19 protein-coding genes are annotated in these 23,715 nt (G+C 45.0%); 5 read left to right on the plus strand and 14 right to left on the minus strand.

Going from position 1 to position 23,715, the window contains the following annotated elements; all coding sequences use genetic code 11:
* Positions 1-88: 88 nt before the first annotated feature.
* Positions 89-583, plus strand: a complete 495-nt coding sequence (locus HCJ96_RS00465) for a glutathione peroxidase (RefSeq protein ID WP_169209066.1) — start codon at positions 89-91, stop codon at positions 581-583.
* Here HCJ96_RS00465 and HCJ96_RS00470 read toward each other — a convergent pair.
* The gene (locus tag HCJ96_RS00470; RefSeq protein ID WP_169209067.1) at positions 567-1,325 is read right to left on the minus strand and encodes a methyltransferase; all 759 of its coding nucleotides are present in this window, start codon (positions 1,323-1,325) and stop codon (positions 567-569) included. The genes HCJ96_RS00465 and HCJ96_RS00470 overlap by 17 nt on opposite strands.
* A 2-nt stretch (positions 1,326-1,327) precedes the next feature.
* Complete coding sequence (locus HCJ96_RS00475; RefSeq protein ID WP_343034627.1) at positions 1,328-2,089, minus strand: Nif3-like dinuclear metal center hexameric protein; 762 nt, start codon at positions 2,087-2,089, stop codon at positions 1,328-1,330.
* A 108-nt stretch (positions 2,090-2,197) separates the two neighbouring features.
* On the opposite strand from HCJ96_RS00475, the gene HCJ96_RS00480 reads away from it, so the two are divergent.
* Complete coding sequence (locus HCJ96_RS00480; protein ID WP_169209068.1) at positions 2,198-2,563, plus strand: hypothetical protein; 366 nt, start codon at positions 2,198-2,200, stop codon at positions 2,561-2,563.
* A gap of 40 nt (positions 2,564-2,603) precedes the next feature.
* Here HCJ96_RS00480 and HCJ96_RS00485 read toward each other — a convergent pair whose 3' ends face one another.
* The 6 genes from HCJ96_RS00485 to HCJ96_RS00510 form a co-directional block, all read right to left on the minus strand.
* Positions 2,604-3,053, minus strand: coding sequence for a YaiI/YqxD family protein (locus HCJ96_RS00485; RefSeq protein ID WP_169209069.1), 450 nt, complete (start codon positions 3,051-3,053; stop codon positions 2,604-2,606).
* On the minus strand, positions 3,050-3,694 hold the full coding sequence (gene tmpT / locus HCJ96_RS00490) for a thiopurine S-methyltransferase (RefSeq protein ID WP_169209070.1): 645 nt from the start codon (positions 3,692-3,694) through the stop codon (positions 3,050-3,052). The genes HCJ96_RS00485 and tmpT overlap by 4 nt, the downstream gene beginning before the upstream one ends.
* A gap of 3 nt (positions 3,695-3,697) precedes the next feature.
* Complete coding sequence (locus HCJ96_RS00495; protein ID WP_169209071.1) at positions 3,698-4,324, minus strand: TetR/AcrR family transcriptional regulator; 627 nt, start codon at positions 4,322-4,324, stop codon at positions 3,698-3,700.
* A 9-nt stretch (positions 4,325-4,333) separates the two neighbouring features.
* On the minus strand, positions 4,334-5,347 hold the full coding sequence (sohB, locus tag HCJ96_RS00500) for a protease SohB (RefSeq protein ID WP_169209072.1): 1,014 nt from the start codon (positions 5,345-5,347) through the stop codon (positions 4,334-4,336).
* Between the two features lie 82 nt (positions 5,348-5,429).
* Positions 5,430-7,964: an acylase gene (locus tag HCJ96_RS00505; protein ID WP_169209073.1), complete on the minus strand. Its 2,535-nt coding sequence runs from the start codon at positions 7,962-7,964 to the stop codon at positions 5,430-5,432.
* A gap of 141 nt (positions 7,965-8,105) precedes the next feature.
* Positions 8,106-10,760 carry a VolA/Pla-1 family phospholipase gene (locus HCJ96_RS00510; protein ID WP_169209074.1) on the minus strand — a complete coding sequence of 885 codons (2,655 nt, stop codon included), beginning with the start codon at positions 10,758-10,760 and terminating at the stop codon, positions 8,106-8,108.
* Positions 10,761-11,079: 319 nt separating this feature from the next.
* Between HCJ96_RS00510 and HCJ96_RS00515 the strand changes: the two genes are divergently transcribed.
* The gene (locus HCJ96_RS00515) at positions 11,080-11,826 is read left to right on the plus strand and encodes a YciK family oxidoreductase (protein ID WP_169209075.1); all 747 of its coding nucleotides are present in this window, start codon (positions 11,080-11,082) and stop codon (positions 11,824-11,826) included.
* A gap of 44 nt (positions 11,827-11,870) precedes the next feature.
* Here HCJ96_RS00515 and glnS read toward each other — a convergent pair whose 3' ends face one another.
* Positions 11,871-13,535, minus strand: coding sequence for a glutamine--tRNA ligase (glnS, locus tag HCJ96_RS00520; protein ID WP_169209076.1), 1,665 nt, complete (start codon positions 13,533-13,535; stop codon positions 11,871-11,873).
* Between the two features lie 232 nt (positions 13,536-13,767).
* On the opposite strand from glnS, the gene HCJ96_RS00525 reads away from it, so the two are divergent.
* Positions 13,768-14,655 (plus strand): hypothetical protein, encoded by an 888-nt coding sequence (locus tag HCJ96_RS00525; protein WP_169209077.1) that lies wholly within the window; start codon positions 13,768-13,770, stop codon positions 14,653-14,655.
* 103 nt (positions 14,656-14,758) lie between these two features.
* Positions 14,759-15,787, plus strand: a complete 1,029-nt coding sequence (locus HCJ96_RS00530) for a LacI family DNA-binding transcriptional regulator (RefSeq protein ID WP_169209078.1) — start codon at positions 14,759-14,761, stop codon at positions 15,785-15,787.
* Positions 15,788-15,794: 7 nt separating this feature from the next.
* Here the strand turns inward: HCJ96_RS00530 and HCJ96_RS00535 are convergent, their stop codons facing one another.
* The 5 genes from HCJ96_RS00535 to HCJ96_RS00555 form a co-directional block, all read right to left on the minus strand.
* Positions 15,795-17,477, minus strand: coding sequence for an alpha-amylase family glycosyl hydrolase (locus HCJ96_RS00535; protein WP_169209079.1), 1,683 nt, complete (start codon positions 17,475-17,477; stop codon positions 15,795-15,797).
* Complete coding sequence (locus HCJ96_RS00540; RefSeq protein WP_169209080.1) at positions 17,477-18,964, minus strand: MFS transporter; 1,488 nt, start codon at positions 18,962-18,964, stop codon at positions 17,477-17,479. Before HCJ96_RS00540 ends, HCJ96_RS00535 begins: the two co-directional genes overlap by 1 nt.
* A 38-nt stretch (positions 18,965-19,002) precedes the next feature.
* On the minus strand, positions 19,003-20,844 hold the full coding sequence (locus tag HCJ96_RS00545) for a glycoside hydrolase family 13 protein (RefSeq protein WP_169209081.1): 1,842 nt from the start codon (positions 20,842-20,844) through the stop codon (positions 19,003-19,005).
* Positions 20,837-22,885: a glycoside hydrolase family 97 protein gene (locus HCJ96_RS00550; RefSeq protein ID WP_169209082.1), complete on the minus strand. Its 2,049-nt coding sequence runs from the start codon at positions 22,883-22,885 to the stop codon at positions 20,837-20,839. Before HCJ96_RS00550 ends, HCJ96_RS00545 begins: the two co-directional genes overlap by 8 nt.
* 113 nt (positions 22,886-22,998) lie before the next feature.
* Positions 22,999-23,706, minus strand: coding sequence for an ABC transporter permease (locus HCJ96_RS00555; protein ID WP_169209083.1), 708 nt, complete (start codon positions 23,704-23,706; stop codon positions 22,999-23,001).
* Between the last annotated feature and the right edge of the window lie 9 nt (positions 23,707-23,715).

The following is a 23,715-nucleotide window of genomic DNA, read 5'->3' on the forward strand; positions in this document are numbered from 1 at the left end:
CTTGCATTTACAAATGTTGTGGATAAATACTACCAAAGAATCACGACATCAGATATCGTGAATGTTAGGAACTGTAAAAAGGAACCAGATGAAAAAGTCAGTTTACGATTTTAGCGCAGTAAAAAACGATGGCAGCGAAATCTCACTGAATGAATTCGCTGGCCAGGTCTTACTTATCGTGAATACCGCAAGTAAGTGTGGTTTTACCTACCAGTATGAAGGTCTTGAAAAGCTGTACCAGGAGTTTTCTTCGAATGGCTTTTCAGTGCTGGCTTTTCCATGCGATCAGTTCGGTAATCAGGAGCCAGGCACTGACGAAGAAATTAAACAATTCTGCGACTTTAATTATTCAACCACCTTCCCTTTATTTAAAAAAATAGAGGTTAACGGCGACAACACGCATCCGCTGTATGACTATTTAAAGCATGAAGCGCGGGGGCTGCTTGCAACAAAACGCGTTAAATGGAATTTCACTAAGTTTCTGGTCAACCGCAAAGGGAAAGTAGTTCGTCGTTTCTCTCCCGCACTGAAACCTGAAGCGTTGACCTCTGAGATTAAGCGCTACCTTAATGAGGCTTCTTAATAAGCAAATGAATATACTTTCCAAACCATTTGAAAGGAGTTTGTTGGCAATAGTTGATTTCCAAATCAAGCAGCTGTTTTAGTTGATGGTCATCTGCAGGCTTGCCTTTCATGTAATCGTGAAAACAGCGAACCCCGGTAACTTGCTCAACATACAGGCCTGAGTTTTCGACGTGCTCAATCACTTGTTGAGGACGTAACGGGTTCTTAGGGTTGAGCCTGACTTGATTTCTCACCTTCATTCCTTGCGCAATATAATCAAAATTTCCATATAACGCATTGGTAAAAAGCGCGGCATCATGGTTAAAAAAGCTCAGGCTTAAAAAGCTTCCCGCTTTCATTTCGTTAAGAATAATGGACAACGTATCGAGAGGGGTGTGTAACCACTCAAGCACCGCATGACAAATAATCATATCGAATTGATTAAAATCGGTCACAGCCTGCAATGTCTGATGGCGGAACGTCACATTCTCCATCTCGGCTAAATTTACCTTCGCATGCGCTAATATTTCCGCAGAGGCATCAGTGAACACAACGTTATGACCTGCTGATAGAAACGCTTTAGTCATCAAGCCGGTGCCGCCCCCAATTTCTATCACGCGCATTGGCGTGGCGTGCAAGTGAGTGTCCAGGGCATGCAGCAATACTTTATGGCGTAGCTGCCCTTTTGTGGTCCCGTAAATATTTGTCGCAAACTTCGATGCAAGACCATCAAAATGAATGTCAGATTCGTGTTTGTTCATTGCTACGCCGGGTTATCCACATCAATAAATTTAACCTCCACATCCAGCGTTGAAGCCAGATATTCGCCCACTGCTTTTACCCCATAGCGCTCGGTAGCGTGGTGCCCTGCTGCAACATAATGAATACCAGACTCCCGGGCAATATGTGTGGTCTGTTCGGATATTTCACCACTGATAAATGCATCTATACCCAACATTAAAGCCTGCTCAATAAAGCTCTGTCCGCCCCCTGTGCACCAAGCCACACGGCTAATCGGATCTGCTGTATCTCCCACTACCAGAGGTACTCTGCCTAATTTGCTGGAGATTAGTTGAATAAACGCTTCACGAGACTTTGGTGTATTGTAATGTCCCTGAAACACAATACCTTCTGGCGAAAATGAAGGTGCAGCAAAGTAACCGTCCATTTGCAGCACTTTACCAAGTTGAGCGTTATTACCCAGCAGTGCATGAACATCGATGGGAAGGTGATAGGCAAACAAGTTAATATCATTTTTTATCAACGAAGCGATTCTCCGGTACTTAATGCCAGTGATCGACGGCGATTCACTCTTCCAGAAATAGCCATGATGCACCAGTATGGCATCAGCATTAGCTGCAATAGCTTCATCAATTAATGCCTGCGACGCTGTCACCCCCGTCACAATCAACTTGATATCATCTTTGCCTTCAACCTGAAGCCCATTTGGACAGTAGTCATTCACTTTGTCAGGTTGCAATAAATCATGTAATTCTTGTAACAATAGCTGCCTGGTAATGCTCACAATTTCACCTAAAATTAGACATATCGTTAAGAAAACGTTATAAAAACATAGTCTATACCAATTCGCATTGATTTTATCATTAACCGGAAACAAAGAGTCATAACAATAATGAGTGATTTAGATAAAGATACAGTACTAGCTGATTTCACCAAAAACTTTAAAAATGCTGAAGGCAAAAAACCTGAAATAGAAGCCAAGGGTGGCTGGTACAGTGTTAATGGTGGAAAAAATTTGCGCCTGGCCCAACTTCAGGAGTGGTCTGAGGAACTCGCTGGCGGAAAGCGAGCTAAGGCGGATGATAAAAAAGAACCAACGAAAAAAGCTGAAGCAAAAGCTTCAAAGACTAAAAAAGCACCAGCTAAGAAATCCAGTGGAGCGAAAAAGTCTAAATCCAAGAAAGGGAGTTTCTCTGTCAAAGCGTTTTGGGCAGAAAAAACAGAACAGGAAAATCCTGGCTCACGACCACCTCGTTAATTTCGTCTCTCACGGCCTTTTTTAAGGAAAAAGAAGGCTGCTAACCTTTAACCTTTCGTAACGTACTGTCTAGAAAGTTAGCAAAATTCTGTTTGTCTTTCTGACTCAACGCCGCCGGCCCTCCCGTTTGCACCCCACTGCTACGCATCGTATCCATAAAGTCCCTGATATTAAGCCGCTGTCTCACGTTCTGCTTATCTAACACATCCCCTCTAGGGGTGAGCACGAATGCATCTTTTTCAACAACTTCAGCAGCTAACGGGATGTCAGAAGTTATCACAAGATCACTCGCTTCAACACGACGAACAATTTCATTGTCAGCAACGTCAAAACCTTTTTCTACCTGCAGCAGGTTCACAAAACGATGTGCAGGCAGCCGAAAAGAATGATTTGCGACGAAGGTAGTTTCAGTTTGTGTTCTCAGTGCTGCCTTAAATAATATTTCTTTAATCGCAACGGGGCATGCGTCTGCATCAACCCAAATCTTCATTGTCCTTCCCTTTTAGTTATCAACCAGGCGGTCGATTCTACAGTGCATTTACCTTTCAATTTTTCAGGTAAAATTGATGTTTCGAGTTTTGTTAAAGAGTATGCGTGCGAATAATAACGTTTAACATCGTCAGTGGTAATAGCAAATGGCGGCCCTTTCATCAATGAAACGTCATAGTTTAATGTGATTAGCAGTTGCGCCGCGTAATTTGAAATAGTTGGAAGATGAAAAGTGTAACGTGTTCGCAAATCTTCAGGTAGTGCAACTAATGAAGCGCGATCATAAACACAATCGACATCAAGTAAATGGATTTGCTTCAGATCGAAAATGTCCCCCTCATAGATTGTGATACCAGGAGCAGAATAGGCGATAAACTTTCCCATCGTTTTGATATCAGGGGTACGTTGAAGTTGGCTGAACAGCGCATCGATGGCTTTACTACTTAACTCAACGCCTGTAACTTTATAACCATTGTCCAACAACCAGCCAATATCAAGGGTTTTTCCGCACAGCGGTACAAAAACGTGACCACCCATCGGGCATATCCGCTGAATATATTTTTTTAAGTACTGATTAACAGTGCTTTCGTGAAATCCAATGTCCTGATTTTCCCAGCGTTCGAACCAAAACTGTTTTTCCACAACTTAGTCTCTCCTGTTGGTACCACTTGCAATCCCACATGAAACGAACGGTATTAAATGTCGAATGACATCCTCAATATTGACCTGTTGATGGAAGTCTGACTCTGCTATTTCTTTTAATGCCTGGCTGGAAGACATGGAAAAAACAAAACTACCTAACGCAAAGTGCAGACGCCAAAAAAGCTCTTCATCATCTACTTCAGGTAAACACGCTTTTATCTGCATTATCAGTTTCGAAATAGTCGAACCGTATTGCGTCATAATGAATCTGCGTAGATGGCCTTGTGTCTCATTGTAGCCGCGACCTAAAAGCTTCACAAAAATTTCGGTGCCACCGGGGCGCATTTCATTTAACGACATGGTTGGCTCAACGAGCCGATCTAACACTGCATTAATCGATTCAATTTGAGGCGTTTTTAACGCTTTTTCGATCAGCGGCATCAACACGTCAAAGTAGCGTTGCAGTACCGCTTGAATCAAATTTTTTTTATTACCAAAATGATAATTAACTGAAGCAAGGTTAACTTCCGCTTTAGAAGTGATCTGACGCATGGACGTTTGCTGGAAACCCTGCTCGGCAAACAGTGTCTCTGCGGCATTCAATATGCGTACTTTGGTCTTAACGGCCATAAGTTTATATTAAAACCAGCTCTTAGCCTGACTCAGTGCACGCATGACGGACCGTTCTGCAGCGTGAGCAAATGACATTCCCAGTTTTTCTGCCATGTTTTTCTTTACTGTGTATTTTACGCTAAAAATTTCACGCTTGGGGTAGTGAGATAAAATGTAATCATCAGACGTCATAATCTCATCAACCAAACCAAGTTCTTTGGCCTTCATTCCAGGCCAGAATTCGCCGGTTGCGACTTTATTGATATCCATCTGCGAACGTTGGCTTTGCACATACTCTTTAAATAAGTCATGAATTTCTTCAATTTCTTCACGAAATTTCGCTCTACCTGCATCGGTATTTTCGCCAAAAATAGTCAGGGTTCGTTTGTACTCACCGGCAGTGTGCTGTTCAAATTCGATGTCATTCTTTTTAAGCAGCTTGTGAAAATTGGGCAGCTGAGCAAGCACACCAATTGAGCCGATATAAGCAAACCGTGATGCCAACAAATGGTCAGCGACACATGCCATCATATAGCCACCACTGGCAGCCACCTTATCAACCGCAATCGTCAGCTTAAGGCCTTTATCCTTTAATCGCTGCAATTGTGATGCGGCCAAGCCATAGCCGTGCACCACGCCGCCACCACTCTCAAGGCGCACCAACACTTCATCCTCATCACTGGCAACACACAAGATGGCAGTCACCTCTTCGCGCAAGCGCTCTACTTCATGGGCATCCATAGAACCGTGAAAATCTATCACAAATAAACGCGATTTGTCTTTGGGCTCATCTTTCTTCGCTTTTTCTTCTTTTTTCTGCTCTTTCGCTAACTTTTTAAGCGTTGCTTTATCAAGCAATACCGTGCGCGCATACTGAGTGATATCTTTCAGTTGATTGGTAAGAGATAGAATTTCAAGCTGTCCTTTGCCCTGTTTTTGCTTGCTGGCTGCACCAGCAATAGTTGCCACAACCACGATTAAGGCCACAACAAAGGTAACTGCTTTCGCTAAAAATAGCCCGTATTCGTACAAAAACTCCAAACTCATCTCCTTTAAAATAAAACAAAAGGACCCTGGCGGTCCTTTTGATCGTTAGTATATCAGCTAGTTTACCAGCGATAACTTACTCTGACGACAGTGTTAACTGGTTAATTTTATTTTCTTCTATTTCAGCTTCAGTAAATAAAATGGGTCTAAGCTGTGGCATTTCAGAGTACAACTCTGTTTGATCAAGGAAATGCTCACTACCGTAAACTCTGGATTGAGAATACGTCAAAATCCCCCTGCCCTGAGGCCCATTTTCGGTGAAGTTGATCACCACCATCCAGCTGCTGCCATAGTTGATATGATATCCGGGCGCTTCCGCACTCATAATGGTATCACTATTTAAAGGCGCGTAGGTGTGGCGAGGCAATAAGGTCCCATTGTTTTCGGGCACGATATTGAAAACGTTAAACCCGCCCTCAATATTGTGTGCGCCTGCCCATGGCAATTTATTACCTGAGGGTGAGCCGTCAGGTAAACTTCTTTCGACAAACTGCACTTCGCCCAGGGTTGCATCAGGTGCAACACCTGCTGCATTCAATACCTGGACTGCCTGAGCGAATTGATTAAGCGTAGTTTCGTTTTGCAACAAGCCCGAAGGGGTTGTTACAGGTTCGGCTGGATTAAAAGGCACTTCCCACTGTGGATCGTTGTCGAATTTAAATGCAAACTCCCTGAACACATGACCTGCAACACTGTTTCTATTCATGGTTCCATCCCAGGTGGATAAGGCGGCGCAGGCTGCTGAAATATCGACCATCTCGCCTTCCACATCAACCGGAGTGGAACCCTGATTTTCGCATAACTGCAACACACTGCTTAAAACATCTTCAGCCAGATAACTTCGATTGCTTAGCAACAGGCTTTCAACTTCTTCAGGTGCGAACGTATTATCACTGCCCGCTCCTTCACGCAGAAACTTCTGCGCCATGCGTGAACGCAGGCTTTGTTGGTTACCCGTTTCACCATACAGAGGAGATACACCCTCTATCGGTGATTCCAAGTTAGTCAGCCAGAAGCTGTCATTAGAATTTTGAACGTAATCATTGCCTTCGTACTTAGGTGCATTTTCATAGGGAACGGGGCGTTCAAAATCGAATACCGACAGGTGACCAGGCAATACAGTAAAGCCGGCCGCGGCTTTCGCACCTACCAACAAGGGATTCGTGGTCATTTCTTCAATGGCCGTTTCGGTTAAAAATGGAACCGTTGAATCATCGATGTAAAACACTTCACCTTCTTTAGACGAAGCCATGGTGTTGTTAAATATGACACCATCGTAATCTTTAAATGCCTGTTTGAATTCCTCCATACTGGAAGCCATATTCATTGCTAGCCAATGGTCAACAACATCAAAGTTCGGAAGATTGGCATCTTTGATTGCATACGCATTTGTACCATCCCAGTCAAAGTTGCCAGGTACCTCAATCATCGGTCCGTAATTCGTGTAGTAAGCAGTTTTATTTAGCTTGAACGTAGAACCGGTTCCATCAGCGACTTCTATTTGCATATCCTTTTCGAAGATGGTTACGGGTTGACCATCGACTGTATGCGTCAGGTTACTTTCATCACCTTCATCCAACGTGAGTTGATAAACCACAAAATGTTCGGCAGTAGAAAACGTGTGTGTCCACGCCACATCTTCATTAAACCCAATATTAACAGCACCGGGTAAGCCCATTAATGAACTGCCAGTAACATTTAAATGCTCGGGAATAATGGCATGAAACTGCCAAAAACGAAGATTGCCGGTATGTGGGAAATGCGGGTTCGCTAACACCATCCCCATGCCATTGGTAGTTTTGTCGCTGCCTAATCCCCACCCGTTTGAACCCATATCCTGGGGATTCTTTTCTGGTAATGACACTTTAGGCGTTACGTTAAGCTTTGTAGTCGAATCAACTGCATCTGGTGTAGGAAGGTAATCTTTACCTGGAGGAGCCGCAATGAACATGGTATCCAGAAAATTTGCAGCACCCGGAAGCAATGCAACACCTAACGAATAGGTGAGCAAATCCACACTATCTATTTCCTGAACCCAGGGTTGGCCAGCACACGCAGGATCCTGATCTTCTAACGGCGTATCCGCCAAATATTTGTTATATCCTTTAGTATAACCACTAAACATAGCTCGGCTGTTTGCCGAAAGCCGCGGCAAGTTTTCTTCTGCCAGCTCCCTGATCCCAAGCGTCAAAAAACCAAAGTCATTGATAAGATGTTCAGAACCACCGCTACCCAAAACTAAGTCAGGTCCAAAATACTTAGCGCGTTCAGAATTATATTTAACAATCTGATCAGCTAATATGCACAAGTTGTCTTTAGCGAACGCGTACCCCACTCCATACGCCATACTTTCGAGGTTATCTGCTTTTACATGGGGAACGCCATACGTCGTCCACCTAATGTCCGCTGTTAACACTCCATTTTCGTCAAAGGCGGGGATTTGGGCTTTTTCAGCAGGTGTTTCGGGCGCAACTGGAGGTGTTGGCTGGGCCACTTCATAATTACGATCGTCACCACAACCACTTACTCCCAACACGGCTAAACATGCAGCAGCGATACAAGAATAAGACAGTTTTGTTCGAATGATCTTTTTTAGTTTTTTAGTTTTCATTTGGACATCCTTGATGGGTAATAATGAGATCCTAGCATTACACAGGTCTGACCTGGTAACAAGTCGTTAACAATTTCTTTGACTCATAAAAAAAGCCAGCGAACTGGCTTTTAGTATTAAGTGGACTGAAATGTTAGCTGATTAGTTTGCAACAACTTCTTCATTAGTAATAACAATCGCTTTGCCATCACTGGAAATATAGCCAGCGACTTCACGTTGCATTTCCTCAGTCACGTCGGGGTAAACTGGATCCAAGCTGGAGCCATGAACCCCTTTCACAAACTTCACCTGACCACTTACCGTATTTTCGCTGGTTACTGTTGACGAAACCTGCTCAAGACCAATGATCGTGGCTAACGGATTCTGACCAGAAAGCGGTAACGATGTAGTTGGCGGAATTACCTGATCGGGTAAATTCTCCTCACTCCCATCACCAATAACCGTCATCATGTGCACGGGAGTATTTCCACCCAGCATCTTGCCGTAGTTATTAGGATCGCCAGAGTCTAAAACCGTTTGTGCGGCAAAAGCAAATTGACTCAGCGTCGCTTGCACTTCAGCAAGCTGTTCTGGCGTTGCGTTTTCGTTAAATGCAGCCGCCGCAGCTGCCAGTTGCTCATCAATTAAATCCGCCGGATCCGTATCTGGATAAAGTTGCCCTAACAAGGCTACAAATTCTGGTGAACTTTCACGTAGCAAAAAGCCTTTAATTACGTTACCAAACCTTGGCGACTCTAACAGGAAGGTTGCTACACCGCCTCCTGGCGACTCTAATGATGCTTCTTTCACCGCATACATGCCATCAAGGGCACCTAGTTCATCACCCATTGTCGTGTTAGCCACCGCAGCGAAATTAGCACCTGTCATTGCCCCAAGCGACACGCCCATTACTGATACTCGTGATAGATCAAAGTGAGCCGCTCCTGCTGTGGTATCATCATCTACTGCATTTAGTCCAAGACGTAAACCAAGTAAATCCGCCACGCTTTGACGGAGATTGTCACGCGCCGTAGGCAGGCTGGCCAGGTTCATGTAGTGCGTCGCACTTACAGTCGTGGCATTAATTTCATCGCCTTCATTAGTTGGGTCAAGGTCATAGCCACGGCTACCGTGCAAAGGATGATCAATAGCTATCGTAGCAATACCGGCGAGTGATAAGGTCCCGGTTATCGCTAGCATATCTTCTTTTTTGCTGGTAATGCCATGTGAAAGAATAACCACTGGCCAACCGGCTTCGGGCTTAGCGATAGCTGGTTCCTCAAGAGCCGCCAAGATACCATTAGCATAAGTCACATTAGGTACGGTAACTTGCACATCAAGCGTTACGTTTCCTTCGTTCGGCCCGGTTTCTTGTGGTATAGGATTAGATCGCGTGATGTTGCGGTCTTTATCCAGCAGCTCGTCACCTAAACGTAAATCGGACAATTTTAGTTGTGTACACATTTCAAAGTTTGGACCCGGTGTTGCCGCTGCCAGTACATCCTCTGGCGCCGCTGCCAACACGATGCCACTGTCGCAGGCTGCTGTCCAAAACTCGGTTATCGGTGCTGTTGGATTCTGGGGTGATGGAACACCTAAATAATGAGGCAGGCTCACCGTTCCTTCATAGCGCTGCGCCGCGCAAAGTGGACCTACTTCTGCTAGAATGCCCGTCGATAATTCCGCAGCAAAACTATCAAGACCAGCGTCAACTTGAGGAATACCAGTAGTGTTGCCGGTAGTCGCAACGAACGCTCCAGCTTGCGCAGTAAACAAACCATCACAGGATTGTAATGAGCTAAAGTTGGCTTCCTCAATATAAGATTCTAACGAAGCTTCTTCAGGTGTCAGTTGCCCGATACCTTGCAATACAGCTCCGGCCACCGTTTCTTCTTTAACCAGCTCTAATGCTTCCATTGAATTGGTAGGGCCTGCCGCCTCGTTAATAACTATGGCGGGTAAAGAGGTACCCGCTGCAGGATCACCACCGGCTTTACGCGCGGCAAACTCAGCCACCATTTTCTGCTTAATTGATTGTAACGAAATATCGGTCGATTGTGTGGTGAAGGCTGACACATAAGTGATTTGTTCACGTTCAAAACCTTCTTCCAATAACGGATCGATAAAAGTATTGACTATAGTTTGAAGCTGCAATTGCGAGTCACTGGATAATGGATTGGTATCAATGTCCTGACGCACCAAATCCCACGAAGTAGAACCTTGTACCGCATTGCCATTTGAATCCTTGAGGTCAGTAGTCATCACAAGCATGTGGCCCTGAGAAGCCTTCAATGGCTTAAGTGGCACCACGGAAACCGTGTCGTCATCTAAAAGACTTAATACATAGTCAACACCGAAGGTTAACTTATCACCCACTTTACAACCAGCAGATGGAATTTCTGCTCCAGCACAGTCAGGGTCCGTTTGGTCAAGACCCAATGTTGCTTCATAAATATGGATACCTGCGGACAACGTTGACTCATCCAATGATGCGCCTGCAGCCATATTGACATTTATAACGAAAGGATGTTGCGTAGACCAACCATCCAACACATTTAATGCATTTTGCGGATCAGAAAAATCTGTCGGGTCAGCTACCGGAATATTTAACGTGTAATCAAAAAATCCATCATCCCCGGGCAACATTAGAAGATCATTCGGTGTATTCAACTCACCATTTGCCGGGTCGAAAACTATACGGGATGAAGGGCTGACGGTAGGTGTTTCTGCCTGTATATCCTCGATGGTTTCATCACCGCCACAGCCTGCAAGTCCGAGTGCAAGAGCAACACTGGAGCTGATAAAGAGTTTTCTCATTGTTTCTCCCTTTAAACCTTTGTTGTTATTCTATCTATTCGCTCCGCTTCTAATTTATTCACTGTAGCGATTACACTGAAAACTAAATAAGAGCGATTTGTAAACATGTTAGACCAGTTGTATAAAACCAATCTTATTGACTTTGCTGAAACTTTGCAAAGGTTTGTTAATACTTTGTAAGTCAAAATCAGAAAAAAGCCATGGAATTGCTTATTTACTTTGTAGTCTCAACAGGTATCATCCATCGCCTTCGCTGTTATTCAGCCAGCAAAATTTTAGTCTCTATAGGTTTACTTTTTTCAATCAGGATAGTTTTTACATGAACGATTATCAGGCACCCTCTGCACTTCTTAGCAATAAAACTATATTAATTACCGGCGCCGGTGATGGTATTGGTGCAGTGGCAGCTAAAACATATGCTGAGCACGGAGCGACATGTATTCTGCTTGGACGTACAGTAAGTAAACTGGAACAGGTTTATGATGAGATCGTGGCCAGCGGGTCTCCTGAATCGGCAATCATCCCGCTGGATCTCAATGGCGCGACAACCAGCCATTACGAACAAATGGCCATGACCATAAAAGACCAGTTCGGGCGGCTTGATGGTGTTCTGCTCAATGCGTCTTTGTTAGGTCATATAGGGCCCTTTGCAGATATCGAACCTGACCAGTGGCAGCAACTTATGCAGGTAAATGTCAACAGTTCAGCTTTTATGCTAAAAGCGCTACTGCCTGTGTTACGCGCATCTGAGCATGCATCAGTGATATTTACCACGTCCAGTGTGGGGCGTGTTGGGCGATCTTTCTGGAATGGGTATGCGGTTTCAAAATTTGCCACCGAAGGTATGATGCAGGTTCTGGCGGCAGAGTACGCCAATCGCAATATGCGTTTTAATTGCATTAACCCGGGCGCGACCAGAACACAGATGCGAGCTAGCGCATTTCCAGCTGAAGATCCAAACACGTTAAAAACGCCGCAACAAATTATGCCGCTTTACCTTTACCTGATGGGCGACGACAGTCTGGAAGTTAACGGCCAGTCATTGGATTGCCAACCTAAAAAATAAAAAAACGAGCCAATTTGGCTCGTTTTCTTTAATTGGCGTTAGGGTTAATCACCGATCTTAGCCCAGGTATCCCTGAGTCCAACGGTCTGATTAAACACCAATGTATCATCGCGACTGTCTTTGTCACGGCAGAAATACCCGGTGCGTTCAAATTGCCACGCGTGAGTCTCACGATCTGCTGCCAAGCCAGCTTCCGCCCACCCTTTTTTCGTCACCAGTGAAGCGCTGTTAATGGCACTGACAAAGTCATCTTGCGCTGCCGGATTGGGTACATTAAACAATCGGTCGTAAAGCCTGAACTCTGCCGGAGTGCCACTTTTGGCGTCGACCCAGTGAATAACCCCTTTCACCTTGCGCCCATCCGCAGGATCGTTGCCCAGGGTCTCAGGATCATATTCGCAATAGACAGTCGTTATATTACCCGCATCATCTTTATCAACACGAACGGCTTTTACCACATAAGCATTACGCAAGCGCACTTCTTTATCTAACACTAACCGTTTAAACTTTTTATTCGCTGTTTCGCGAAAGTCTTCTGCTTCAATCCACACTTCACGGCTGAACTCAATTTCGCGGGTCCCCATAGACTCATCATTTGGGTGATTAAGTGCAATCAAGGTTTCTGATTTGTCTGCCGGGTAATTTTCAATAACCAGCTTAATGGGCTCTAATACGGCCATTGCACGCGGAGCGTTGACGTTCAAATCATCTCTGATACACGCTTCAAGCATGCCCATTTCGACCATATTGTCCATTTTGGTCACCCCGATCCGCTTACAAAACTCACGAATTGAGCCAGGCGTATATCCCCGGCGACGTAAACCCGCAATGGTAGGCATACGTGGGTCGTCCCAGCCATCAACATGGTTTTCAGTTACCAATTGAATAAGACGTCTTTTACTCAGCACGGTGTATTCAAGATTTAAGCGCGAGAACTCATATTGTCGGGGCTGACAGTCAATCGAAATGTTTTCAATTACCCAATCATACAGACGGCGATTATCCTGAAATTCTAAGGTACATAGTGAATGTGTGATCCCTTCCAATGCATCAGAGATACAGTGAGTGAAATCGTACATCGGGTAAATGCACCATTTATCACCGGTCTGATGATGATGAGCAAATTTAACCCGATAAAGCACTGGGTCGCGCATCACAATAAACGACGAGGTCATGTCAATTTTTGCACGCAGACAGCACTCACCTTCTTTGTACTTTCCTGCAGTCATATCGGCAAAAGCGGCCAGATTGGTTTTGACGTCAGTATCACGATAGGGACTGTTGGTGCCAGGTGTTTTTAACGTTCCGCGCATTTCACGAATTTGTTCTTGCGTGGAAAAGTCAACGTAGGCCAGGCCTTTTTCAATCAATTCAACCGCAAAACCATGCAGTTTATCGAAGTAATCTGAGGAGTATTTGGCTTCACCGCCCCAATCGAATCCTAACCAATGCACATCTTCCTTTATGGAATTAACATAAGTGATATCTTCTTTGACCGGATTGGTATCGTCAAATCGCAGGTTGCAGGTACCACCAAAATCTTCTGCAATACCAAAATTCAGGCAAATTGATTTCGCATGGCCGATATGCAAAAAACCATTTGGCTCTGGGGGAAAACGCGTTTTAATTGCGCTATGTACGCCTGACGCCAGGTCTTTATCGATTATCTGGCGTATAAAGTTGGTCGGACGAATCTCAGTCTCGGCCATGCTTAAAATCCTCTTGAAACAATTCTGATATGCATTTATCGAATAATTATATCATTGGCGACTTAAGAGCAATACCGCTAAATTTGCAAAGAATTACACTACTTTCTTTTACGTTCGACCCTTGTTAAACAAAAAGCTTGCAAGCTGTTTAATATTTATGCAATCTTGCGAAAAATGCGCATACAAGCATGGGTCAATCAGACGAATTTTGTAGTTAAGGGAGTAATATGCAATGTCTGAATTTAATCACGCAAAGACGATGGTTATCACAGAATTTCTTGCTTATCTCAGGTTGTTATCGAGACGCCTAAAGATGAGCCAATTGATAACGATCAGCCGCCAACTGGTTCATTTCGGTCCTTGGCGCAACATTGCTTTACGACTGCTACCACGCTCACTCCCTCCAGCCGGTGTACAGGGAGCCGTCAGTTTGCTGCCGAAACACAATTCGTCAGAAGTGGTCTCTTCGCTTCGCCAGGATGGTCTGTTTATTCTGGGTGAATTGCCGCACAACTTTATCAGTAAGTTGCGCCTGACTACGGATAAACTGCCTCTGAAAGAATATAAATTGGTGCATCAGGTATCTGATGAAATACGCCAGCTCAGCCGTGATCCTAACCTGCTTTCATTACTGCATGATTACTTTAACCGAACCCCGCAACTGATAGAGGCGTCGCTTTTTGTAACAGGCCCTGAAAGCCATCTCCCTGATCATAGCCAAAACAGCTTTCATTTCGATTATGCCGGTTGGGAATCATTAAATGTCTTTGTCTACCTGACCGACGTCACTCTCGAGTCGTCCTACCACGTTTATGTTAAAGGCAGCGCGAAGCAAATCTCCTGGTGGGACGTGCTTCGTCAAATCGTACCTAAAACTGAGGTCTATTCAAGATTCAACGCAGATGTCACACCTATTTTGGGCAAGGCAGGTACCATCTTTATCGAAAATGCAGAAGGCTTCCACCGACGCAATAAGGGAGCCGAAAGACGCGTGTTGTTAAACCTGTTATATACATCTCATCGGAATGTATTGAGTTACGGCAGATCAAATCGCAAAGGCCTGCGCGCCAGAGATAGAATATTCAAGGAGATAACGAGTCAGCAGTCAAACACACTATGAGGCGCTGTACGAATCTTAAACATTTTTAAACTCGATAATTGCATTTTAAAGTGTGATATCATAATTTCATATGAATTATTGCTTCCCGTTCGCTGTTTGAATTATGAAAGAAAAAGCAACTTCCTTCGACATTGCACACATGGCAGGTGTTTCTCAGTCAACTGTATCCAGAGCATTGAGTAACAGCCCATTAGTCAATAAAGAAACTCGGGAGCGCATTCAACAGATCGCGCGCGAATTAAATTATAAGGTTGATAAGAACGCCAGTAATCTGCGCAAGCAAAAGAGCACTACCATTGCGTTACTACTGTTTGAAGATCCCACTTCAGACGACTCCATGATTAACCCATTCTTTCTTTCCATGCTGGGCAGTATCACCCGGGCGTGTGCCAATGCCGGGTATGATTTACTGGTTTCGTTTCAAAATCTGGAAGACGACTGGCATGCAGAATTTGAAGACTCAAACAAAGCGGATGGCATAATTTTACTTGGTTACGGTGACTATCTTTCTTACAGAACCAAACTGACACAGTTAGAAGAACAAGGCACACACTTTGTTCGCTGGGGTGCGCACGACGAAGATCACCCTGGGATCAGCATAGGCTGTGACAACTTTCAGGGAGGGTTCGATATTGCTAATCATCTTTACAATCTGGGCCACCGCAAATTTTCATTTATAGGCGATGCAGATAGCCATGCACCTGAGTTTCTAGCGCGCTATACGGGGTTTATTACTGCACTTAAAAAGCATGGTATTCCTGCACAAGACATTAGCCAGGTAAACGCCATCTCTACTGAAGATTCCGGTTCTGAAGCAATGCAGTTTATGCTTGCTGAAAACCAGTTTGTTGATGCTATATTTTGTGCATCCGACCTCATCGCCATCGGTGTGCTAAGAGCTTTGAGGAAAACGTCGTTACGTATTCCAGAAGACATTGCCGTGGTGGGTTATGACAACATTCCAGTCTCTGCATTTACTTCGCCAGCACTCACTACTGTTCAACAAAACACCAAAAAAGCGGGTGAGTTATTGGTGGAAACACTGTTAAAAGCGATTAATAAGGAAGATGTTGCTGATTATTTAATGCCCGCAGAATTGATTATCAGGCAATCCTGCGGCAGTAAAAAATAAATTTAGCCTATTGATTTTCCATTTGACGGTGGAGTTGCTGTAATAACTCAGCAGAAACGATTGCGTCCTCGTTTACCCATACCTGAACACCATTAGCAGCCACATTGCTGACAAATGTCTGCCCGTTCTTCACCGACATTTCCTTTCCTGTCAGTGCTTCTTTCCATAGACCAGTGTTAATCATTTTTGTGACTTCGAATCGTTGGGCTTCGTTCCCTTTATTAAGCATAACCAGTGCGTTTTGTGTGACGTCTTTATCTTGCAGCACCCGGTAGAAAATAGCTTTATCGCCCTGCAGCTGGACGTTTACCTGCAGCCCCCTTTGTAATGCGGGTAATTGCTGTCGAATGTTTGCGATCTCAATCAGTTTTTGATGAATCACGTGTTGTTTAGCTTGTTCAATATTTTTTTGACCAAAATAATTGCGATTGCCCTCGTGCTCTTCAGTGCCACGCATGAAACCCATTTCTGAACCCTGGTATACCACCGGGATACCGCGGACAGTGAACAACCAGTTATGTGCATTAATGAACCCTTCATCGCTGGCATTCATTCGCTTCATGTCGTGGTTGTCATAAAACGTGGTTAATTCGTAGGGGTTCGCGTAAGGGCCGTGGGTCAGGTGCAACACCTCGGCAAGGTCAGCAAAATCACTCTGCGGGTTTTCAAACACCTCTACCATGGCTTTTTGCATAGGGAAGTCCAATACATTGATGCCGCCATTTTTAGGTAAAGTATGTTGCGCAATGAAATTGGCATCGTAATTAAAGCTTTCACCAAACATGTAAAAATCTGGGTATTGTGCACGTATACGTTGACTCATCTCCCGCCAGAAGCTATGCGGAACATGTTTTATCGTATCAATACGAAACGCGTCAGCCCCCTGCTCTATCCAATACAAATAGCTGTTGATGAGGTAATCCTGTAACTCAGGATTTTGCTCATTCAGATTTGACAGTTCGCCAATATCTTTGGTCTGGTGGTAAAAAGCGTGCAGTGGCTCATCGTCACTTAATTCTGAAGGAAGCAGGTTTTGATGATCTGCTACCAATTTACCTTCTCGGTCATACAACTCGCCAAATAGCGGTTGATCCACTGGCATGGTGAAACTTGGTGAACCATGATTCGCCACAATATCAAACACAGTTTTAAGGCCGAACTGTTGTTTCAGTTGCGCGGTATAATCAGCAAAAGTTAAATCTGCACTGACATAATGCTCGTCAGCTTTATAGAAGTTGACCGCCCAATATCCGTGATACCCGGTTTTACCGCCATCTTTGTATTTACCACCATATTCAATGGGCTCTCCCCCACTGAAAGCTTCATTTGGATTATCAACAATGGGGGTAAGCCAGATGGCGCTAAACCCCATATCTTTGATGTATTGTGCGTTTTGCAAAATTCCTTTTAAATCGCCCCCCATGTAACCCACGTTGGCAAATTTGCCGTCGGGACCATTGAGTTTGCGTTCCCACGTTGGAAACTGGCCGCCCTGCTGCGGGTAGTTATTACTTTCGTCGCCATCGACAAAACGGTCCGTCATCACAAAATAAATGGCTTCTGCGGTAAAGGGGTCGTCGGTGCCGTAAACTGGCGTGCTAGCTTGCAGTACCTGCGGTTCGGTGGTATTGCAGCCAGCCAGGCCGGCGCTCAGCAATGCCAATAGGATCAGATTGGATTGACGCTGCATTAAATAACCTCACCTTCTTCATTTACCAGTTCAGTCAATTTGGGCTCTTTTACAAAAAACACGGCAACGGCACCGCAAATCATTGACACGCCGGCAACCAAGATAATGTACTTGGCGTCGTTATCAAACACGGAACTTAGAACCCATCCAGCAACTAAACCCGATACAATCTGTGGCAAAGCAACGGTGAAGTTAAATATGCCCATATAAACCCCAGTCTTATTGGGCGGCAACGCGCCAGCCAGCATTGCATATGGCATCGCCAGAATCGCAGCCCAGGCAATACCAATACCTATCATGGGTAACAATAAATCCACCGCTCCGGCAGGCACGGTAACCTGAGTAATTAACAAATTCACATCAACCGGGGTAAAATCCTGGAACGCCAGAAAGCTTACGTAACTTATGCCGCCAAGCAGCAACGAAGCCGAGTAAATAAATTTACGCCCGAATGTATCAGCAAGCTTGGCTAAAAACACCGAGAAAACCGCGGCAAAAACCGAGTAAGCAGCAAATAAAATACCCACCCAATCGCCAGCAGCACCTTTTGCTGCAATAACTGCGTCGGGCACAATACCCGCTTGGGCAATATAATCCGGATCGAACCATTGCTTATCTATGCCCCAGATATGCTGCGTGATCGCTGGCATGGTATAGACCCACATTATAAATAATGCAAACCACGAGAAGAACTGAACGATTGCCAGCTGTTTCATGGTAGTGGGCATATTGATCACTAATGAAAAAAATTGCTTCAACCTCTCTAATAAAGGGGCTTTATGTGCAGCTTCTTCTTCAGCAAGTTTGGGGTCGACACCTTTGTATTTGTAGTATTCAGATGGTGAGTATTCTTTAGTGCGGATCACTGTCCACAACACAGAACCAAGTAAAATTGTCGCGCCCAGATAAAACGCCCAAACTACCGAAGGAGCAACCTCTCCTGCACTGGCGGTGTTTGATAGCCCCACAACATTGGTAAGTACAAAAGGCAAGATCGAGCCAATCACCGCACCAATGTTGATAAGCAGCGACTGCACTGAATAACCGATATTACGTTGCTCAGGGGGCACCATATCCGACACAAGTGAACGAAACGGTTGGAAACATACATTGAATGAGGCATCCATCAGGGCCAGCATCAGCGCACCAAAAATCATCGGTGCCATCAACGCAACAAACAACGGTGCATTTGGCATTAAAAACATCCCGACCGCTGCCAGTATTGCCCCGCCAAGAATGAAAGGCCGCCGCCTGCCCAGCCTATTCCAGGTTCTGTCAGACGCCGCGCCAACGATAGGCTGCACCAGTAACCCCATGACGGGAGCGACTAACCAGAAAAGTGACAGCGAGTGTAAGTCAGCGCCCAGATCAGAAAGAATTCGACTGACATTCGCGTTTTGTAACGCAAAACCGAACTGGACGCCTAAAAAACCAAAGCTGACATTCCATATTTGCCAGAAGCTTAATTTGGGCTGATTTGATTGCATAATTTACTCGTGATTATTGTTATTTTAAAAATACAGAACTACTGCAACAACCATACTGTGGCACTGCTTGCCGGTACAGTTATATTTTTATCTAAGTTAATGGTGTTGTCATTAACCAGCTCAGTAGCGCGTGAAAAGCCGTTAAGCATTGACTCAAATCGATCCAGTGCAAGCGCTTTGGAGGTTTCGTTTTTACTGATTATTACCATCAGCGCCTTATCTGGTGACGACTTGTTATGACGGAAATACACATAGACACCTTCGTGTGGACCATAATGGGTCAGCTCACCTGAGAAAAGATCCGGGTGAGCTTTGCGCAGCGCTAATAGTTGCTTAATTTTGCTATGCGCATCGCGCTGAGCCGCGGTCAATCCAGTTTGTGTAAATGCATTAATCTCATCACCCTGCCAGCCACCAGGAAAGTCGCTGCGAATGATACCGTGATCGTCGGTACCTGCATTGTCCATTAATATTTCAGTACCGTAGAACACCTGAGGTATGCCACGGGTAGTCAGAATGAAGGTCATCGCCATATCCCACAGCGTTATATCTTCGTCCAACTGAGTAAAAATACGACTCATATCATGGTTATCAGCAAACACCACTAAGTTGCCAGGGTCGCCATACACAAAATCACTGGCTAACACTTCATATAATTCACGCAGTCCCGTCGCCCAGGTTTCATCGCTGGCTAGCGCACTGACCAATTTAGATTGTAAGGGAAAATCCATCACGCTGGGTAACGCACTTACATAGTTGTCCCGACGTGACGTTCCCTGCTGCCAATAAGAGGTTATCAGCGGATTAACCGACCACTCTTCACCCACGATATTTAAATTAGGGTACTCTGTCATCAGGCGCGTGGTCCATTCACTTAAAAAAGCCTTATCAGAATACGAATAGGTGTCGACGCGTATACCGCTCAGATTTGCGCTCTCAACCCACCAAATTGAATTTTGAATTAAATACTGAGCGAGATAGGGGTTTCGCTGATTTAAATCTGGCATGGTTGGAACAAACCAGCCGTCGCTAAAGGCGGCTTTATCTTCATGCGCTGCGTGGGGGTCATGCAATACTTCGCGACGATGAGATGTAGGTGAAAACGATTCGTTGTTAATCCAGTCTGCACTGGGCTTGTCATCCATCCACGGGTGTTCACTACCAATATGATTAAGAACCACATCAATAATAACGCCAATTCCCTGTTCTGCTGCTGTGTCGGAAAGCTCACGGTAGAGGGAATTTGAACCGTATCTCGGATCAATGTTGTAAAAATCGGTAGTGGAATAGCCATGGTAAGAATATTGCTCCATGGCATTTTCCAGCATGGGCATGGTCCAGATTTGAGTGAAACCTAAATCGGCAATGTAATCAAGATGATTGATCATGCCTTGAATATCGCCGCCATGACGACCGCCTTTATAATTACGATTGAGTTTGTCAGCGTAACCTTCAACCGTGTCATTTTGCGTATCACCATTGGCGAACCGATCCGGGGTAATTAAATAAATGCTGTCTGTCGCATCGAAGCCCCGACGTTGAGCGGCGTTTTCTTCGCGCATTTTTAATTCGTAGGTCAATTCCTCTACCAGTTGACCGTCTTTATAAAAACGGATGGGAAACTTACCTGGCTTGGCCCCATTGATTTGCAGGTCGATAAACAGATAATTTTCGCTATCCAGTGAATTGACCGCCTTTACACTGACTCCTGGATAATCAATTTTAATCTTTGCCCCAGCGATATTGTCTTCGGCTACCATTAGCTGCAACGAGTTATTTTTCATACCCGCCCACCAGTTTGGTGGTGATACCTCAGCGGCATAGCAGTTAAAAGTTAGTAAACTTAAACTTGAGAATACGGACAACAATTTTTTATTCATTTACAGGCTCCAATTTGATTGCCACACCACCGCTGCTGGCAAGCCACTGTGTTAATTTCGTTGTATGGGTAACACGCTGGTTAATCACATCTAATGCATAAGGGTTGGTTTTCCAGTTAGCGTCTTTTCCGTCCTGATAGATAGTCGCATTATACGCTTTGTTTGCTGGTAGAAAGGAAAAATCCAGCGTCACGCTGCGCGCATCATCGTTGGTCAATGCACCAACAAACCAGTTTTCAGAATCCCGTTGTTGGCGCGCCATCACGATGTACTCGCCTACCATGCCATCAAGCGCAATACTTTGTTCCCAGTCGGTCGCTACCATTTTGATAAATGACAATGGGTCAGGGCGTTTTTCGTAGTGTTCAGGTAAATCTGCAGCCATATGGATAGGACTATACAACACAACATATAACGCCAGTTGTTTGGCCAGGGTCGTGCGCACACGATTCTCTGCATCTAAGCCGTTGTAGGCCAAATTGACAATACCCGGAGTAAAGTCCATGGGCCCGGCTAACATTCGGGTGAAAGGCAAAATAGCGGTATGTTCAGGAAAATTAGGCGGTGATCCCCAGGCATTGAACTCCTGACCTCTGGCCCCTTCCCGCGTTAGCCAATTGGGATAGGTTCTGCGTAACCCGGTATCTTTGATGGGTTCGTGGGTATTAATACTGAGCTTGTGTTTTGCTGCAAGTTTTATGCTTTTTAAATAGTGATTCACCATCGGCTGACTATCATGCCACTGATAAGCCGTTTTGCCATCCTGTTCCCATTTAGTATTACCACCGTCAGCCACATAGCCTGTTTTTATCTGAGTAACACCGTGCTTGGCATACAGTGCGTAGGCGTCATCCATTTGCTTTTCATAGTTTGTTATACTTCCCGAAGTTTCATGATGACCAATCAGCTTAACCCCTTTTTTCGCGCCGTAGTCGGTGACCGCTTTTAAGTCGAAGTCGGGATAACTCTGGGTGAAACTGAATACATCACCATTATTGAACCATTCGCCATCCCAGCCTTCGTTCCAACCTTCTACTAACACGCCGTCAAAGCCATGTTTAGCGGCGAAATCCATGTATTCTTTTGTGCGTTCGGTTGTGGCACCGTGAACTCCATCCGTGCCCCATGAATGCACGCCTAAATGCATACCCCACCAGATACCAACATATTTACCAGGCTTAACCCAACTCACGTCTCCAAGCTTATTTGGCTCGTTTAAATTTAGTATCAGATGAGAATTTACCAGATCAGTAGGCTTTTCGCCGATTTGAAGCGTGCGCCAGGACGAGGCAAAATCGTGTTCTGCCCTGACTTTTACACCATCCGCACGTGCTACCAGCATGGATTTAAGTACACCCGGCCGGCGCTGCTCAAGATACATGGCAGCAAAGTCAACCAATGCCGCTTCGTGTATTGCCACATAGGCATGGTCAGAAAGTTTAAGGGTCAGTGGCGTATGTACCCGTTGGATTTCGTTAAACCCAGTCTGTGAATATTGATATTCATAGCGATTCCAACCTTGAGCAGGGATCCACCATGCCTGAGCCTGTTGCCAGTCAGCAAAGTGAAATTCGGTTAAATCATCGATGATGGAAATGGACCCCGCGTCTTTTTCACCCTGCCCTTCGTAGCGAAAGCCAATGCCGTCATCAAACACGCGGACTCTCAGATTGACCGCTGAGTCTGCAAATTTAACCAGCATTTCATTGTAGTGCTCGCGAACATGGCGTGTTTCACCCCAGGGTTGCTGCCATGTTTCATCAAATGTCTTGCGCTCAACCCCGGCAATGTTGAGCTGACCATCAAAATCGGAAGCGTTCGCGAACCTCAAGCCCAGACGAGAGTTCTGAATGAGTGGCTTATCGTTAAATGTAACTGAATAAAGCAAACTGTCTGGTTTAGGTTGCAGCGTAAACACAATGTCAGCATCGGGAGAACTCAGGGTTATGGCATTGGTTTGCTGACTCAACGCGGGTGATGCAAATAGCAGATGTAAGGTAAAGGCCGCGAAGAATCGTAATACTACAGGGGTGTGCTTCATTATCTGAACTCTGTTGTTAACAAACCGTTAAGAAGTAATGAATAGTACCGTTTAGAGATGTTGTAAACCAACCACTTGCATACGTATTCAGATCCCGTGAGGATGCGAAAGCTTTAGCGGCTGTCTTTTGACGCCAGCCAAAGCAGCATAATTGATGCTGCTATTCCGGTTGACCCTAGCAACATCGCCATGATCATAATTTGATAACGTACTGCAATCATTGGCTCAATACCGGATAAAATTTGTCCTGTCATCATCCCTGGTAACGCGACCAGCCCGACAGCAAATAAACCATTAATCTGGGGGATCATACTGGCCTTCAACGCACGGCGTTTAGCAACATGTTGATTAGAGCCAGTCCGTCGTTCAGCAAAATACCGTTCCGCACTCAGACTTATCACATTCATGCTATTGGCCAGATACATACCCGCCAAAGGAATAATAAAACTGGGTTTAAACCAGGGTGAAACAGACAGTACTCCAATCATTGTGATAGCCAGACAAATACCAACACCACTAATTAGCGCGATGACCGCTCCAAGCCAGCTCTGCGGAGAAAACTCGGGTAGTTTTTTTAATGGTCGTATTGCGATCCACGCGGCAATTGCAAGCATCATCAGGATGACCGCGACACTGATGTGTGCCGCAGGATTTTTGAACAGCCAGATAAGCGCAAACCCTACCAAGGCGAGTTGAATCACCATACGCAAACAGGCATACAACATTTCCAGTAGATCTTCAGCGCACCAGAATGCATAAATAGCAGCCACAATTGCAACCGGGACCAAGCACCACAATAATGACCACCAACTGATGAACATAAGAACCCT

Source organism: Alteromonas ponticola (assembly GCF_012911815.1).
Classification (GTDB): Bacteria; Pseudomonadota; Gammaproteobacteria; order Enterobacterales; family Alteromonadaceae; genus Alteromonas; species Alteromonas ponticola.

Coding starts and splice junctions, on each gene's coding strand:
- HCJ96_RS00465 (WP_169209066.1), top strand. CDS start 89: ATGAAAAAGTCAGTTTACGATTTTAGCGCAGTAAAAAACGATGGCAGC.
- HCJ96_RS00470 (WP_169209067.1), bottom strand. CDS start 1,325: ATGAACAAACACGAATCTGACATTCATTTTGATGGTCTTGCATCGAAG.
- HCJ96_RS00480 (WP_169209068.1), top strand. CDS start 2,198: ATGAGTGATTTAGATAAAGATACAGTACTAGCTGATTTCACCAAAAAC.
- HCJ96_RS00485 (WP_169209069.1), bottom strand. CDS start 3,053: ATGAAGATTTGGGTTGATGCAGACGCATGCCCCGTTGCGATTAAAGAA.
- HCJ96_RS00495 (WP_169209071.1), bottom strand. CDS start 4,324: ATGGCCGTTAAGACCAAAGTACGCATATTGAATGCCGCAGAGACACTG.
- HCJ96_RS00505 (WP_169209073.1), bottom strand. CDS start 7,964: ATGAAAACTAAAAAACTAAAAAAGATCATTCGAACAAAACTGTCTTAT.
- HCJ96_RS00510 (WP_169209074.1), bottom strand. CDS start 10,760: ATGAGAAAACTCTTTATCAGCTCCAGTGTTGCTCTTGCACTCGGACTT.
- HCJ96_RS00515 (WP_169209075.1), top strand. CDS start 11,080: ATGAACGATTATCAGGCACCCTCTGCACTTCTTAGCAATAAAACTATA.
- glnS (WP_169209076.1), bottom strand. CDS start 13,535: ATGGCCGAGACTGAGATTCGTCCGACCAACTTTATACGCCAGATAATC.
- HCJ96_RS00525 (WP_169209077.1), top strand. CDS start 13,768: ATGTCTGAATTTAATCACGCAAAGACGATGGTTATCACAGAATTTCTT.
- HCJ96_RS00530 (WP_169209078.1), top strand. CDS start 14,759: ATGAAAGAAAAAGCAACTTCCTTCGACATTGCACACATGGCAGGTGTT.
- HCJ96_RS00535 (WP_169209079.1), bottom strand. CDS start 17,477: ATGCAGCGTCAATCCAATCTGATCCTATTGGCATTGCTGAGCGCCGGC.
- HCJ96_RS00540 (WP_169209080.1), bottom strand. CDS start 18,964: ATGCAATCAAATCAGCCCAAATTAAGCTTCTGGCAAATATGGAATGTC.
- HCJ96_RS00545 (WP_169209081.1), bottom strand. CDS start 20,844: ATGAATAAAAAATTGTTGTCCGTATTCTCAAGTTTAAGTTTACTAACT.
- HCJ96_RS00550 (WP_169209082.1), bottom strand. CDS start 22,885: ATGAAGCACACCCCTGTAGTATTACGATTCTTCGCGGCCTTTACCTTA.
- HCJ96_RS00555 (WP_169209083.1), bottom strand. CDS start 23,706: ATGTTCATCAGTTGGTGGTCATTATTGTGGTGCTTGGTCCCGGTTGCA.